The organism is Pseudomonas sp. NPDC079367, from assembly GCF_044542195.1.
Lineage (GTDB): Bacteria > Pseudomonadota > Gammaproteobacteria > Pseudomonadales > Pseudomonadaceae > Aquipseudomonas.
On sequence record NZ_JBITTW010000006.1, the window covers coordinates 63,670 to 77,842 of the forward strand.

General features: G+C 60.3%; 12 protein-coding genes. 4 read left to right on the forward strand and 8 right to left on the reverse strand.

Annotated elements, in window-relative coordinates; all coding sequences use genetic code 11:
- Window positions 1–10: 10 nt before the first annotated feature.
- From ACIGDJ_RS09330 to ACIGDJ_RS09365, 8 genes are read right to left on the reverse strand one after another with little or no spacing between them, the layout of a single operon-like run.
- Entirely contained in the window at window positions 11–1,141 is a 1,131-nt protein-coding gene (locus tag ACIGDJ_RS09330) for a glycosyltransferase family 4 protein (RefSeq protein WP_313000204.1), read from the reverse strand.
- A complete protein-coding gene (locus ACIGDJ_RS09335; protein WP_397478703.1) occupies window positions 1,142–2,272 on the reverse strand; it encodes a glycosyltransferase family 4 protein in 1,131 nt (376 codons plus the stop codon). It lies immediately after the preceding gene.
- Entirely contained in the window at window positions 2,256–3,632 is a 1,377-nt protein-coding gene (locus ACIGDJ_RS09340; protein ID WP_101159758.1) for a glycosyltransferase family 1 protein, read from the reverse strand. Before ACIGDJ_RS09340 ends, ACIGDJ_RS09335 begins: the two co-directional genes overlap by 17 nt.
- The gene (locus ACIGDJ_RS09345) at window positions 3,629–4,894 is read right to left on the reverse strand and encodes an ABC transporter ATP-binding protein (protein WP_397478702.1); all 1,266 of its coding nucleotides are present in this window, start codon (window positions 4,892–4,894) and stop codon (window positions 3,629–3,631) included. The genes ACIGDJ_RS09340 and ACIGDJ_RS09345 overlap by 4 nt, the downstream gene beginning before the upstream one ends.
- Window positions 4,894–5,691, reverse strand: coding sequence for an ABC transporter permease (locus tag ACIGDJ_RS09350; protein WP_101159760.1), 798 nt, complete (start codon window positions 5,689–5,691; stop codon window positions 4,894–4,896). Before ACIGDJ_RS09350 ends, ACIGDJ_RS09345 begins: the two co-directional genes overlap by 1 nt.
- Entirely contained in the window at window positions 5,692–7,134 is a 1,443-nt protein-coding gene (locus ACIGDJ_RS09355; protein ID WP_101159761.1) for a mannose-1-phosphate guanylyltransferase/mannose-6-phosphate isomerase, read from the reverse strand.
- A 3-nt stretch (window positions 7,135–7,137) separates the two neighbouring features.
- Window positions 7,138–8,109: a GDP-mannose 4,6-dehydratase gene (gene gmd / locus ACIGDJ_RS09360; protein ID WP_313000193.1), complete on the reverse strand. Its 972-nt coding sequence runs from the start codon at window positions 8,107–8,109 to the stop codon at window positions 7,138–7,140.
- Window positions 8,106–9,020, reverse strand: coding sequence for a GDP-mannose 4,6-dehydratase (locus ACIGDJ_RS09365; RefSeq protein WP_101159763.1), 915 nt, complete (start codon window positions 9,018–9,020; stop codon window positions 8,106–8,108). The genes gmd and ACIGDJ_RS09365 overlap by 4 nt, the downstream gene beginning before the upstream one ends.
- Before the next feature lie 401 nt (window positions 9,021–9,421).
- Here ACIGDJ_RS09365 and ACIGDJ_RS09370 point away from each other — a divergent pair, with 401 nt between their 5' ends.
- From ACIGDJ_RS09370 to ACIGDJ_RS09385, 4 genes are all read left to right on the forward strand, one after another.
- Window positions 9,422–11,017 (forward strand): glycosyltransferase, encoded by a 1,596-nt coding sequence (locus ACIGDJ_RS09370; protein WP_397478701.1) that lies wholly within the window; start codon window positions 9,422–9,424, stop codon window positions 11,015–11,017.
- Complete coding sequence (locus ACIGDJ_RS09375) at window positions 11,011–12,315, forward strand: glycosyltransferase (RefSeq protein WP_397478700.1); 1,305 nt, start codon at window positions 11,011–11,013, stop codon at window positions 12,313–12,315. Before ACIGDJ_RS09370 ends, ACIGDJ_RS09375 begins: the two co-directional genes overlap by 7 nt.
- Window positions 12,312–13,187, forward strand: a complete 876-nt coding sequence (locus tag ACIGDJ_RS09380; protein WP_313000182.1) for a class I SAM-dependent methyltransferase — start codon at window positions 12,312–12,314, stop codon at window positions 13,185–13,187. The genes ACIGDJ_RS09375 and ACIGDJ_RS09380 overlap by 4 nt, the downstream gene beginning before the upstream one ends.
- A 100-nt stretch (window positions 13,188–13,287) precedes the next feature.
- Window positions 13,288–14,127, forward strand: coding sequence for a class I SAM-dependent methyltransferase (locus ACIGDJ_RS09385; RefSeq protein ID WP_101159774.1), 840 nt, complete (start codon window positions 13,288–13,290; stop codon window positions 14,125–14,127).
- Window positions 14,128–14,173 lie beyond the last annotated feature (46 nt).

The window sequence follows — 14,173 nt, forward strand, 5'->3', positions numbered from 1 at the left end:
TTTCCTGCACTCAAGCGTAGGACAGAGCCTTTTCAGCCAGCAGTTCCTGATACAGCTCTGTCCACTTGCGGCCCATCTCATCGGCGGTGAACAACTGCCGGTAACGCGCTTCGGCTTTGACACCCATTTCGGCGGCACGCGCAGGGTTTTCCCATAGCGTACGCATGGCTTCACGAAAGGCCTGTGGATTGCTCGGAGGTACCACCAGCCCGGTTTCGTTGTGAATATTGATGAAACTGGTGCCGGTACCGATTTCGCTGGAGATCATCGGTTTGCCGTACATCGCGCCTTCGAGCAACGAAATCCCAAAGGCCTCCGAACGCAAGTGCGAAGGGAAGACGATGGCGTAGCTCAATTGCAGCAACGCGACCTTGTCCTCGTCACTCAGTCGTCCAAGGAAATGGATATTGCGCAGGCCCAGCGCAGCGGCCTGTGCATGCAGTTCCTGCTCCAGCGGCCCGGCACCGACGATCACCACGGGATAATCGACGTCTTTGAGTGCATCGAGCAGGATGTGCAGCCCCTTGTAATAACGCATCACCCCGACGAAAAGAAAAAACTTATCCCCAAGCTGTTGGCGCCAGCGGTTCATCCGTTCGCTATCGGGCTGTGGATAACCTGCCTTGTTCAAACCGTAAGGAATAACCCGTGTCTTGTGTTGAAACTGCTGCAGTACATCGCTGGTGTGCAGATAGTTGGGCGAGGCGGCGACGATACGGTCCGCGTTGGCGAGGAAGCGATTCATCAGCGGCCGATAGAGCTTGAGCAAATGCTTCTGGCGAATGATGTCCGAGTGATAGGTGACCACGCTCGGCTTGTTCACGGCGCTGGCGAAATGCACCAGGTCCATGAACGGCCACGGGAAGTGATAGTTGATCACGTCGGCCTCGGCGGCCAGCTCGCGGAACTGCTTGAACACACTCCATGAAAACCCGGTCGAGGCAAACTGGATATCCAGCTTCGCCCGATACACCTGGTGTTGACCGAGTTGCACCACCGGTGGGGTCGGGTCTGCACTGAGGGTCAGCACCTGTGCATCGATGCCGTGCTGGGCACCGCTCTCGCACAACTGGAAGATGACTTGTTCGATGCCGCCGACCGAATCGGGCAGGTATGTCTTGAAGAAATGAAGAACGCGCATTCAACCTCCCATGGCCTGGCGGTAGGCACCGGCCGTAGCCTGTGCACAACGCTTCCAGGTAAAAAGCCTCGCCTGCTGCAATCCTGCTTCGCGGCAGGCCTGCCAATGCGGTGAGTCGTCAATCAAACGGCTCATTGCGTCACGCAGGCCCTCGGCATCGTCCGCTTCAATATAGTTGCCAGCCGCGCCGGCCACTTCCGGCATCGCCGAAGAGCGAGTCGTCACCACCGGCGTGCCACTGGCCATGGCTTCCAGCACCGGCAAGCCAAAACCCTCATACAGCGATGGAAATATCAGCGCCCGGGCGCCGGCCAGCAGTTGCGCCAATTGCTCATCGGGCAGATAGCCGAGCAGACACACATGGCCGCTGGCCAACGCCTGGCGCAATGGTTCGTTGAACTGCTCGCGCTGCCAGCCGGCCATACCCGCGATCAACAAGGGAAAACGCTGGCGTACGGCGTCGGGCAGAAGGGCGTGGGCCTGCAATGCCAGGCTCAGGTTCTTGCGCGGCTCAAGGGTGCCGACGCAGAGGAAATATTCCCGTGTCTGAACGGCGTGGGCCTTGAGCACACTGTCGATTTCCTCGGTTTGCCGAGGACGGAAACGTTCGGCCACGCCTAGCGGCGCCACCACAAATCGCTGCGCAGGAAGATTGAAAAAAGCCTGGGCCTCGTCAGCGATGGCATGTGAGTCGGTCAGAATGATTCGCGCCTGTGCCACGCCTGCGGCCAGACGGCGTTCGATTTCCCTCAGCCGTGCCGGCGGCTGGGTTTGCGGGAAATGCAGGTGCGTCAGGTCATGCAGGGTGATCACGGTCGGGCCGTCGAAGGCCAGCGGCCACAGGCTCGGTTCGTGATAGAGGTCGATCCCTTGCGCGCGCCCCTGATCGAAGCGTTTCTGCTCCAGCCAGCGCCGTGCCTGATAAGCCCCGGGTATCTGCCGCAACAATGGCGTCATGCGCGAATAGCCGGGCATGGCAGCATCCGGCACAACGCAACTCCAGCCCCAGCCGTGAAACAGGCTTATGTCCACATCCGATTCGCCACGCAAGGCGTTGACCAGCTCGGCGACGTAATGGCCGATGCCGGTGCGCGGTGCTTGCAGGATGCGAGCGTTAAGAGCAATGCGCATGCTGATGTTCCGGAGCCGGCAGCGAAGCATTGAGGTTGCGCACAATACGCTCGACCAGTTGCGCGCTCGCCTCACGCCAGCTCAGCCAGCGCCAGTGTTCAAGGCTCAGCGGTGCCGGAAAAGCGCCGGAGCGCTCCATTCCGATCACCAGGTCAGTCAGCGACTGCGGATTGGTCAAATCGAAGTAGGCCATGTACTCACCACCAATTTCGCGGAACACCGGAATGTCGGAGGCCATTGCCGGTAACCCTCGTTGCATGGCTTCTACCAGTGGCAGACCGAAGCCTTCGACATGGGACGGAAACACCAGCGCCGTAGCGTGGGAGTAGGCGTATTCGAGGCTTTTGTCGGACAGTGTGTTGTACATGAACAAACGCCGGTTCAGTTCGGGGTGTTGGCGGATGCGATCGATCAGTGCCTCACACTTCCAGCCAATCTTGCCGACAATGCACAACCGGGCTGGCGAGCCGACGGACCAGGCGCGTTCGAACGCATCAAGCAAATAGGCGTGGTTCTTGCGCGGCTCGATGGTGCTGACCATCAGAAACACTGGTTCAGGGGTTATGAACAGCTGCAGCAAGCCGCGGTCGACTTCCGCCTCGGCTTCGCTCAGGTCCAGCTCGGAGCCCAGATGGAAGTAATCGAACCAGCGTTGGTCGACCTGATGCGAGCCGATGCGGCGCTGCATTTCCTCATGCACCTGATCGCGGATCGTCGCCGAGATCGCTACATAGCCATCGGCCGTGCGCGCGATCCAGTCAAACCAGTCGTTGAACACCTTGACCAGACCGGCATCGCAAAACTGTGGATGGGTCAGCGGGATCAAATCGTAGATAACCGAAACGATACCCACCCCGTCACGCTTGAGTTGTTCGGCGAGGGGGAAAAAGTTCGCGTGCCACGATGAGTCCAGCAGCACCAGTTGATCACCCGCCCGGTGGGCCAGCGGCACGCAGCGCTCAGGAATGTGTTTGCCCCGCAGCGCGCGTTCAAACAGGCGCATCGGCAGACTGAAACAGCCAAACGCGGTTAGCCTGCAGCCGATATACAGCACCCGTCGGGTGAAATGCGAGCGGTTGAACGGCCAGCGCCGTTCCAGTGCGCGGTGACGTAACCAGAAGGCGTTGGCCCACTCCTCGAGTTTCACCCTTACGCCGATCATGTCGAGCTTGAGCGACTTGATTGGCGCCAGGCTTTTTACCTGGTAGAGAGCACCCTCGATCATCACTACCGGGATGCATTCAATGCTTTCATCGGCGCTCGGCAGTTGCTGGATGACGTTGCGCACTACGCGTTGAATGCCCGAATTGGCGGCAGGGTGCTCGAAAACATAGGTGCATTCCACCAACAAGCGGGTCATGGCAAGCTCTCCGTGTCGGTCAACTGGGCGAGGGGCGCGCTGCTGCGGGTAATGTCGGTCTGCGCCTGCAACCAGGAGCAGCCGACGAAGTCTTCCTGGCGATTGTTGATCACGTGGAAAATCAAACCGTAGTCGCGCCACTCGAAGTTGCGGTCCAGATGCGAGTCCAGCCGGGACAGACTCAAGGCGACCGAGTAGCTGCCCTTGCCCAGTCGCATGTCAAAGGCGAAACGGAAAGTTATTCGCTCGCCCGCGCTGAGGTCGGTCACCGCTTTGTCCAGACGATGGGTATTGATGCCGTAAATCGCTTGTCCCAGGCGATCCTTGATCATGAAGCCAAGAATAAGCCGCTCGATGTCCTGGCGGATTTCAGTCTGTACTTCCAAGACCACCGGCTGACCGACCTCAGCGACCTCAAGGCTGCGGCCCTGTGCGTCGAGCAGGCGAACGTTGAGAATGCCCGCTTCGCCGGTGCCGGAAATCGTCTGCACCTGGCCATTGGCAAGCATCTCTTGCCGTACGATCTGGCCCTCACGCTGGGCGAGCATGGCGTTGTAGTAGTCCATGACTTCTTCGGGTTTGCCACGCATGGCCAGGCGGCCATTCTCCAGGAGGATGGCGCTGTCGCAGATTGACTGAATGGCTGAGCGGTCATGGGAAACGATCAGCAGGGTGGTGCCCGCCTTGCGGAAGCCGCGGATGCGCTCGAAGCTCTTGTGCTGGAAATAGGCGTCGCCGACCGACAGCGCCTCGTCGACGATCAGGATATCCGGGCGGCGCGAGGTAGCGACGCTGAATGCCAGGCGCATCTGCATGCCGCTGGAATAGGTACGCACCGGATGATCGATGGCCTCGCCGATCTCGGCAAAGCCTTCGATTTGCGGCATCAGCGCGTCGATCTCTTCGACCTGCATTCCCAGCAGTTGCCCGGCCATGACGGCGTTCTGGCGACCGGTAAAGTCCGGGTGAAAACCCATGCCCAATTCCAGCAGCGCGGCCACCCGGCCCTGCAGATGGATGTGTCCGCAAGTCGGTTGGGTAGTGCCGGTGATCATCTTGAGCAAGGTGCTTTTGCCTGCGCCGTTGACGCCGACGATACCCACGGCTTCACCGGGCTGGATTTCGAAGTCGACATCACGCAGCACCCAATGCAAGTCATGCCGAGCGCGGGAGAACGGCACCAGCCATTCGAGCAAGCGGCTCCAGCGGTTCGGGTATTGCTTGTAGGCTTTGGCCAGGCCGGTGACGCGTATGTGTCCCATCAGAGTTCGTCCACCATTTCACCGACTCGCTGGCGGAACAGGCGTAGCGCCATGGCGCAGAGCAACAGTCCGATGATCAGTAACGGCAGCAGGGCAGGCCAGTGCGGCCATTGATTGTAGAGGAAGACGTTCTGATAGCTGGTCATCAGCGCGGTCATCGGGTTGAAACTGATGATGTGCTGAATGCCCGGTGGCAGGATCGACAATGGATAAACGATGGGCGTGAGCCAGAACCAGAACTGCAGGCAGATACCGAACATTTGCCCGACATCGCGAAAGAACACATTGAGCATGCCCAGCAACATCCCCAGTCCGGCGGCGAAAATCACCTGCACGACCAGCAGCGGTATCAGCGCCAGCAGGGCCATGCCGGGCAGGCGGCCGCTGACCAGAAGGAAGCCGAAGAACAGGCCGAGAATGATTGCAAAGTTGATCCCGGCGTTGAGCAGAGTGATCACCGGCAAGCAGATGCGCGGGAAACTGAGTTTCTTCAGCAGGTTGGCATTTTCCAGAAACATGGTCTGGCTGCGTGTGGTGATTTCCGCGAACAGACCCCAGGTCAGCAAACCGGCGCACAGGTAGACGCTATAAGCCAGACCATCCTCCACGCCCGGCAGGCGAGCGCGCATGATCTGCGAAAAAATTACCGTATAGACAACGATCATCGACAGCGGGTTGAGCACCGTCCACAGCGCGCCGAACAGCGAGTTGCGATATCGCGACTGGAACTCGCGTTTGACGCTGCCGAGGATGAATCCCCGGTAGCTGCGCATTGAGCGGTACAAAGAAAGCAGCATTCAGACCGTCCTGCCGTATTGATCTTCGAAGCGAACGATATCGTCCTCGCCCAGGTACTCGCCGCTCTGCACTTCGATGATCACCAGATCGATCACCCCGGGATTTTCCAGGCGATGGCGGTGACCGGCAGCAATGAATGTCGATTCGTTCTTGGCGACCAGCGTGGTGCCGGAACCGTTGTTGGTGACCTTGGCCATGCCTTCGACCACCACCCAGTGCTCGTTGCGGTGATGGTGCATCTGCAGCGACAGCTTGCCACCGGGTTTGACCACAATGCGCTTGATCTTGAAACGCGGGCCTTCTTCCAGAACGGTGTAGGTGCCCCACGGTCGGCTCACCGTGCGATGCAGGCGATAGGCCTCGTGGGACTTGTCCTTGAGCTGTTTCGCCACGCGGCGGACATCCTGAGCGCGGTCGGCATGCGCGACTAATACGGCGTCGGCGGTGTCGACAATGATCAGGTTATCCACCCCCACGGTCGCTACCAGCCGGCCTTCGCTATGCACGAAGTTGTGGTGGCTGTCGATGAAGATGGCTTCGCCGCTGGCGCGGTTGTTGTCGGCGTCGGCGGGAATCAGCGCTGCGACCGCGTTCCACGAACCGATGTCGCTCCAGTCGAAACCGGCGGGCACCACAACGACTTTTTCCGAGCGCTCCATCAGCGCGTAGTCGATGGAGATGTCGGTGATTTCGGCGAACAGCGTCGGCGACAACTCCTGTTGCAGGCAGCCAACCGTTTCGACCGGTGCGCTGGCAGCCATGCAGGCGCGGGTCTGTTCCAGCAACTCGGGGGCGTGCAGTTGCAGCTCGGCGAGGAGGGTCGCGGTGGTGAAGCAGAACATTCCCGAATTCCATAGGAAGTTGCCGCTTTCCAGGTAATGCGTGGCGGTTTGCAGGTCGGGTTTCTCGACAAAGCGCTGCACCTTGGCCGCGCCTCTGGCATCCAGCGGCGCACCGGTTTCAATGTAGCCGAAGCCGGTTTCCGGGGCGGTCGGAACCACGCCGAAGGTCACCAGATAACCATCCTTCGCCAGATTGACTGCATGCTCGACCGCACTTTTCAGGGCGTCCTGATTGACGATCAGATGATCCGCCGGCATCACCACCATGATTGCGTCGTCGCCATGCAGTGCCTGCAACGACAGCGCTGCTGCCGCGATCGCCGGTGCGGTATTGCGCCCGCTCGGCTCAAGCAAAAAGTGCCCGCGATGGCGTGACACCCGGGCTGCGCAGTAGTGGTCCTTGCTCTGGAAGTAGTACTCGCGATTGGTCACCGTGACGATGTCGCCCCAGCCATCGAGCAACGCTGCCGCGCGCTGGTAGGTCTTGGCCAGCAACGACTGGCCATCGGGCAGGGTCATGAACGGCTTGGGGTGGCCCTCGCGGGACACCGGCCACAAACGGGTGCCGGCACCGCCGGACAGAATCACGGGGATGAGCATGGCCTACTCCTTGGCAACGCGTTTCATGTCCGCATCCATCATCATGCGGATCAGGCTGTCCAGGTCGGTTTTCGGTTTCCAGCCCAGCACGCGCTGGGCCTTGGCCGGGTTGCCGAGCAACACTTCGACTTCGGCCGGGCGAAAGAACGCGGGGTCGATCTTCACGTAATCACGGTAGTTGAGGCCGACGTGATCGAAGGCGATGCGGCACATTTCGCGCACCGTGGTGGTTACGCCCGTGGCGACCACGAAGTCGTCCGGTTTGTCCTGTTGCAGCATCAGCCACATGGCTTCGACGTAATCGCCGGCAAACCCCCAATCACGTTTGGCGTCAATGTTGCCCAGGGCCAGCTCCTGCTGTTTGCCCTGCTTGATGCGTGCGGCGGCATCAGTGACCTTGCGGGTGACGAACTCGATGCCGCGCAGCGGTGATTCATGGTTGAAGAGGATGCCGCTGCTGGCGTGCAGGTTGAAGCTTTCACGGTAGTTGACGGTGATCCAGTGGCCGTAGAGCTTGGCTACACCGTAAGGGCTGCGCGGGTAGAACGGCGTGTTCTCGTCCTGCTGTTCAGCCTGGATCAGACCGAACATTTCGCTGGTCGAGGCCTGATAGAAACGCGTGTGCGGGCTGAACTGGCGGATCGCTTCGAGCAGGTGCGTCACGCCCAGTCCATCGACGATGCCGGTGGTGACCGGTTGATCCCACGAAGCGGCGACAAAACTCTGTGCGGCGAGGTTATAGACTTCATCCGGTGCCGATTTGATTACCGCACGCTGCACCGAGCAGGCATCGGCCATGTCGCCGTCCAGATAGACGATATCGGCTTCGATACCCATCTCGCGCAGGCGCCAGCGTGAATCGCTGCTGCGTCGGGCGACGAGGCCATGAACCCTGTAACCCTTGTCCAGCAGCAGTCTGGCCAGATAGGCGCCGTCCTGGCCCGTGATCCCGGTAATCAGTGCACTCTTTGTCATTCTTGGCGTACTCGCATCTCCCAGTCGGACAGGATCGCCCGCAGGGATTGTTGTGTGGTGGTGGCGGGCGCCCATCCTGTGGCGTTGGCCAGTTTGGCGTGGCTGCCGCAGACGCGCCGCTGGTCGGCGCGACGCATGCGCGCCGGATCCTGCACCAGCTCTACGTCGACTTCGGCCAGATCGGCCAATTGTTCGATCAGGCTGCGAATGCTTTGCTCGCGGCCCGAGCAGATGTTGTAGACCTGCCCCGGTGTGCCGTTTTCCAGCAGTGCGAAGTAGGCGCCAATTACGTCGCTGACATCGAGAAAATCCCGTGTCACGTCGATATCGCCGACTTGCAGTTGCGGCGCTTGCAAGCCCTGTTTGATGCGGCAGATCTGCCGGGCAGCGCTGGCGATGACGAAGCTGTCTTTCTGCGCGGTGCCGATGTGATTGAACGGACGCGCAACCAGCACCGGCCAGCTTTCGCTCAGGCCCCATTGCAAGCTGAGGAACTCTGCCGAGAGTTTGCTCACTGCATACGGATTGCGCGGCAGCGGCGGTTGCTGCTCGGTGATTGGCAAATCCTGTTCGCCGACCTGGCCATAGACGTCGCCGGAGCTGACATACAGGAAAGTGCCGGCAAAGCCGCGAGCCTTGAGCGCCTGCAACAGGTTTAGTGTGCCGAAGAGATTGATGTCGAGGGTGCGGGCCGGGTCACGAAAGGCTTCCGGCACGAAGGTCTGGCCGGCCAGATGAATGACCGCATCGGGCAATTCCGGCCAGAGATCGGTGAGGCTGTCGGCGTCTGTGAGGTCGTAGGACGAAACGGCAGGCAGCAGCGCCCACGACGAACCCGGCGCAGCCAGACGAGACTGAATGTGTTGTCCCACGAAGCCGTTGAGGCCCGTGACGAACAGACGTTTTTTCAAACAGCGACCCCTTGGTCATGACTTGCGCCGCTTTTCCACAGGCTTTAAGGAGAGGTCTGTCAGACCGCAGGAAAAGCCTGAAAAACTATGGGCGAAGTCCGTTGTTGTAGTTATTTGCGCTCAATCTGGGCCAATTGCACGGCAATTTCAACAGGGCAAACCGTGACTGGTCAGTTCTCGTCAGCGTAGCCGGATTTATTCTTGGCGGGCGGTTCCCGGAGCCGCAATGGATGTGTTTAGAATGGCGCTCGTCGCCCTCCCAGGGTTTGCCCGGAGGCATCGCGCAGCGGGGGACGCCGACCACTAAAACAAGAACGAAGACGTGTCTGGGGAGACTGACCCATCAGTGCCCGGCCGTCATAGCATGAAGTAGCCGGGATGGCGCTTCATCGTGGGATGCCATGAATTTCATTCTCTATTCGGACGTCAACGACAGCTCCATCAGTGCCAGCCTTGGGCGCCCGGAATACAGCTATTACTTCGTGCTCAAAGCTTACCGTCCAGTGCTGGAAAGCCTTGGCCAGGTGCATGTGGTGGCGTCGCCTGATGCGGTTGATCCGTTGTATCTGCGATTGCGTCAGGCCGATCAGGAATGCCTGTTTCTTTCCTTTGCCCCGCCTCACAAGACCCCAACGGGGCTGCAATGCCCGATGGTCTGCGTGATCGCTTGGGAGTATGACTCGATTCCCAGCGAGTTCGCTGCCGGCGATGAACGCCAGGACTGGCGTCAGATGCTCGCGCGCCATGGCCGGGTGATTACCTTGTCGTCTCATACCGCGCAGGCGATCCGCCGCAGCCTCGGTGAAGATTTCCCCGTACTGGTTTTGCCAACGCCGCTGTGGGAGCGCTTTGCGCAAGTTCGACAGGATTATCCCAGTGTGCCGGTCAACCCCGGCAGCACCTTGCAAATCAAGGGGTGCATCATCGACAGCCGCACCTTGGGATTGTCCGCCGACGGCCTTATCGCGCCGATTCACAGCGAGCAGGAACTGGAAACCCGTGGTCTCGCTCAAGCGCCCGAACTGACCGTCCACAGACGGGCATTGATCACCAGACACTATTTGCGTGAATGCTACCGGGCCCTGAAGAGCCGTTCCGAGCACCGTCCTCTGTTTCTGCTCAAGCACAACCTGTTGCAGTGGTATCGCGAAGCGCTCAGCGATCTGTTGCCCGCTACCGTTCGGCACAAGCTCGCCGGCTGGCGTGCATCCTCACGCGATGTGCTGCCGGTAACGGTCTCGCAGGCACTGGACCAGGCCGACCACCCGCAGGCGTCACTGCCTCACACGGACGCACAGGTCCAGATCGACGTCAGCGGCGTGGTGTACGTCAGCGTGTTCAATCCGCAGGACGGGCGCAAGAACTGGCATCACCTGATCACTGCGTTCTGCTGGGCCATGCGTGATGTCGAGGACGCCACCCTCGTGCTGAAAATCACGCAGAACGACTTGTCGAGCTACTACGTCCACCTCATTACCTTGCTGTCACAACTGTCGCCATTCGCCTGTCGAGTGATAGTCATGCACGGATACCTGGAAGATGACGAATTCGCCCGTCTCTATGGCGCCGCCAGCTTCTACGTCAATGCGTCGCGCTGCGAAGGTTTGTGCCTGCCATTAATGGAGTTCATGTCTTGCGCCCGGCCAGTGATTGCCCCCGACCACACCGCGATGGGCGATTACATCGACGAACGTGTCGGCTTCGTCGTCAAGTCGAGTCGCGAGCCGACCATCTGGCCCGAGGACGTGCGCATTCTTTATCGCACCTTGCGCCACCGCCCCGATTGGGGATCGTTGAAAACCGCCTACGAGAACAGTTACATCATGGCCAAGAACCATCCGCAGGCTTACCAGGCCATGGCAGCGGCGGCCAGTGAGCGCATGCGCGAATACTGCGGATTCGGTCCTGTACAGAAGCGCGTGGCGACATTTTTCGGGCTCGCGACGACCAGCGCAAACGTCCCCCTGTCGGTCAAGACCGGAGCGGGCTCATGCTGATCATCATTCATTCGGAAACCAACAAGAGCAATATTCAGCAGAACCTCGGACGGCCCGAGTACAGCTATTATTTCGTGCTGAAGGAGTTCCGCCCTGTACTGGAACGAATCGGTCAGGTGATCGAGGTCAGCCAGCCCGACGAACTGGTCGACCGTTTGTACTTTGACTGTTTGAGCCGCGGCGAGGCATGCATTTTCCTGTCCTTTTCCCCGCCGCACCGTACCCCCATTCATTACGCCTGCCCGACCATCCCGGTTTTCGCCTGGGAGTTCAGTACCATCCCCACTGAAAGCTGGCAGGGTGAACCCCGCCATGACTGGCGCGTGGTCCTGCAGGCCTGTGGTCGGGCGATTACCCATTCGACATTCACAGTCAAAGCGGTCAGCGAGGTCATGGGAGATGACTATCCGGTGTGTGCGATTCCCGCCCCGGTGTGGGACCGTTTCGCCGAGCGCGGTGAGCATTTGCTCAGGCATCCGGTCGTAGATGGCGTAACGCTCAACCTGCGCGGGCTGCTGATCGACAGTCGCAAGGCGGACCTGCGTGCCTACGGCCCACCGGCACTGCGCGAAGGTGCGCCAATACCCCTTGATGGACCGGCCGCAGATTGCCAGTTGCACCTGGAAGGCGTGGTCTACACCTCAGTGTTCAACCCTTACGACGGTCGCAAGAACTGGCAGGACATGATCAGCGCGTTCTGTGCCTCATTTCGCGAGATCAGTGATGCGACCCTGGTTCTGAAACTGACGCACCACGACATCGCCAACGCGCTGACCGACATGCTGCACCACCTGTACAAGAACCAGTCCTATAAATGCCGGATCGTGCTGATCCACGGCTATCTGGCCGATGCCGATTACGAAGCGCTGGTGCAGGCCACCAGTTACGTGGTCAACAGTTCGTACGGCGAGGGTCAGTGCTTGCCACTGATGGAATTCATGTCGTGCGGCAAGCCGGCCATTGCGCCCGTGAACACGGCGATGGCCGATTACGTGAGCCGCGACAACGCGTTCCTGGTCGACTTCACCGAGGAGCTCACGGCCTGGCCGCATGACCCGCGCGCGGCCTACCGCACCTTGCGTTACATGACTGACTGGGATTCGTTGTGTGCCGCCTACCGCGACAGCTACGAGGTGGCAAAAAACGACCCACCGCGTTATGCGGCCATGTCCGTTGCGGCGGTTCAGAGCCTGCAACGCTTCTGCAGCCAAGCCAGCACCGAGCAGCGGTTACGTGCCTTCCTCGAGTTGCCGCTGCCAGCTGCCGGCCCGCAGCCTGCGCAGGTCACGCTCGCATGATCGGGCGTCTGCTCGCTCGCTGGCTGCCCTCGCGTGCGGCATTGCCGCCGGCGCAGCCACCTGTACCCGTATCGCCCCGTGACGTCGGTCTGCATGACGCAGTACTCGACGGCTGGTTCCGGAACGACAGCGGCGAACTGCTTCAGGGGTTTGCGATAACGGCAGACGATACCGTGCTCGACGTCGGTTGCGGCGAGGGCGTGGCCACATTGTTTGCCGTGCGTCAGGGCGCTTCGGTGATTTTCACCGACAGCGAACACGATAAGGTGCGAAACCTCGCGCGTGAAGTCCAGGCGCAAAGTACAAATGCCAGCCTCGGACTGGTCAGCAACAGCCTGCCCTTACCGCTGGCCGACGGCTGTGCCAGCAAGGTCGTGTGCATGGAAGTGCTGGAACACATCGCCGAACCCGAGCCCTTCATGGCCGAGCTGGTACGCATGGGACGGCCCGGTGCGCAGTACCTGCTCAGCGTACCGGCACCGGTCGGCGAGCACCTGCAAAAAGGCATCGCGCCGGCCAGCTACTATCAATCGCCCAACCACGTGCAGATTTTCACCCCTGAGCGCTTCGCCGCGCTGGTGGAAGAGGCCGGTCTGGTGATCGAGCATCGTCGGGCCAGCGGTTTCTTCTGGGTGATGGGCATGATCTTTTTCTGGGCGGGCGAACGCGCTGCGGGACGTGATCCGGCTGGCGCGGTGCGAGATCGCATCCAGGCTCCATTCATGCCTTTGATGGAGAGCTGGGCGAAAACCTGGCAGGACTTGCTCAACCAGCCCGGCGGACTGGCGATCAAACAGATCCTCGACAGCTTTCTGCCCAAGAGCCAAGTAATCATCGCTCGCAAGCCAGTGCAGGAGGTAGACGTGCCATGAACGGCAGACTGATCTTTGAACCTGTGCGCAACCGCCGTGCCTCGCTGATGCAGGGCCTCGGTGCGTCACGATCCGCTATTCCTGTCCCTGGAGCCACTTCATGCTCAGCCTGTTGAAAAAACTCAGGGCTGCGACGCCCGCCCCGGCGCTGTCGCAGCCCGTTGCAGCGGTCGCCAGCAAGGTCGATCCATACATGCTCGGCCTGTACGATGCCAAGCTCAGTGGCTGGTTCAATCAGCAGACCAATGAGCTGTTCAAAGGCTTCGCTGTGTCAGCGGATGACACGCTGCTCGACGTAGGCTGCGGCGATGGTGGCAACGTGCATTTCTGCGGCATGCGCGGGGCGAAGATCATCATCGCCGATATCGATGCAGGCAAGGTCGACGCCACCCGGCAGCGTCTGAGCGATACGCCGGCGCGAGAGGTGGAATGTCACGTCACTGACTGCAACCCGCTGCCGATTGCCGACGCCACGGCGACACGTGTGGTATCCACCGAAGTCATCGAGCACGTCGACGATCCGGCGCAGTTTCTTGCTGAGCTGGTGCGCGTGGGCAAACCGGGCGCGATGTATTTGCTGAGTGTCCCGCATCCGAGTTCCGAGGAGTTGCAGAAAGACATCGCCGCGCCAGAGTATTTTCAGAAGCCCAATCACATACGCATCATCAGCGAAGAGCAATTCAAGGCAATGGTCACCGAGGCCGGGCTGGAGATTGTCAGTCACACCCAGTACGGCTTTTACTGGTCGATGTGGATGCTGCTGTTTTGGGAAGCGAAGGTTGATTTCAGCAATCCGGATCATCCGCTGCTCGATCACTGGGCCGAGACCTGGCAAGCGGTGCTGGATTCCCCGCGCGGAGCGCAGATCAAACAGGCGCTGGATGCGGTGGTGGCCAAGAGTCAGGTAATCATCGCGCGCAAACCTGCGGCATCCGTGTAGACGCTGCGGCACGCTGCGATCTTTTGATCTTGATTCTTGAAGCCAT

Excerpts from the sequence above, each read along its gene's own strand:
- ACIGDJ_RS09335 (WP_397478703.1), bottom strand. The coding sequence starts at position 2,272 with ATGCGCATTGCTCTTAACGCTCGCATCCTGCAAGCACCGCGCACCGGC.
- ACIGDJ_RS09380 (WP_313000182.1), top strand. The coding sequence starts at position 12,312 with ATGATCGGGCGTCTGCTCGCTCGCTGGCTGCCCTCGCGTGCGGCATTG.
- ACIGDJ_RS09370 (WP_397478701.1), top strand. The coding sequence starts at position 9,422 with ATGAATTTCATTCTCTATTCGGACGTCAACGACAGCTCCATCAGTGCC.
- ACIGDJ_RS09385 (WP_101159774.1), top strand. The coding sequence starts at position 13,288 with ATGCTCAGCCTGTTGAAAAAACTCAGGGCTGCGACGCCCGCCCCGGCG.
- ACIGDJ_RS09350 (WP_101159760.1), bottom strand. The coding sequence starts at position 5,691 with ATGCTGCTTTCTTTGTACCGCTCAATGCGCAGCTACCGGGGATTCATC.
- ACIGDJ_RS09355 (WP_101159761.1), bottom strand. The coding sequence starts at position 7,134 with ATGCTCATCCCCGTGATTCTGTCCGGCGGTGCCGGCACCCGTTTGTGG.
- gmd (WP_313000193.1), bottom strand. The coding sequence starts at position 8,109 with ATGACAAAGAGTGCACTGATTACCGGGATCACGGGCCAGGACGGCGCC.
- ACIGDJ_RS09330 (WP_313000204.1), bottom strand. The coding sequence starts at position 1,141 with ATGCGCGTTCTTCATTTCTTCAAGACATACCTGCCCGATTCGGTCGGC.
- ACIGDJ_RS09345 (WP_397478702.1), bottom strand. The coding sequence starts at position 4,894 with ATGGGACACATACGCGTCACCGGCCTGGCCAAAGCCTACAAGCAATAC.
- ACIGDJ_RS09375 (WP_397478700.1), top strand. The coding sequence starts at position 11,011 with ATGCTGATCATCATTCATTCGGAAACCAACAAGAGCAATATTCAGCAG.
- ACIGDJ_RS09340 (WP_101159758.1), bottom strand. The coding sequence starts at position 3,632 with ATGACCCGCTTGTTGGTGGAATGCACCTATGTTTTCGAGCACCCTGCC.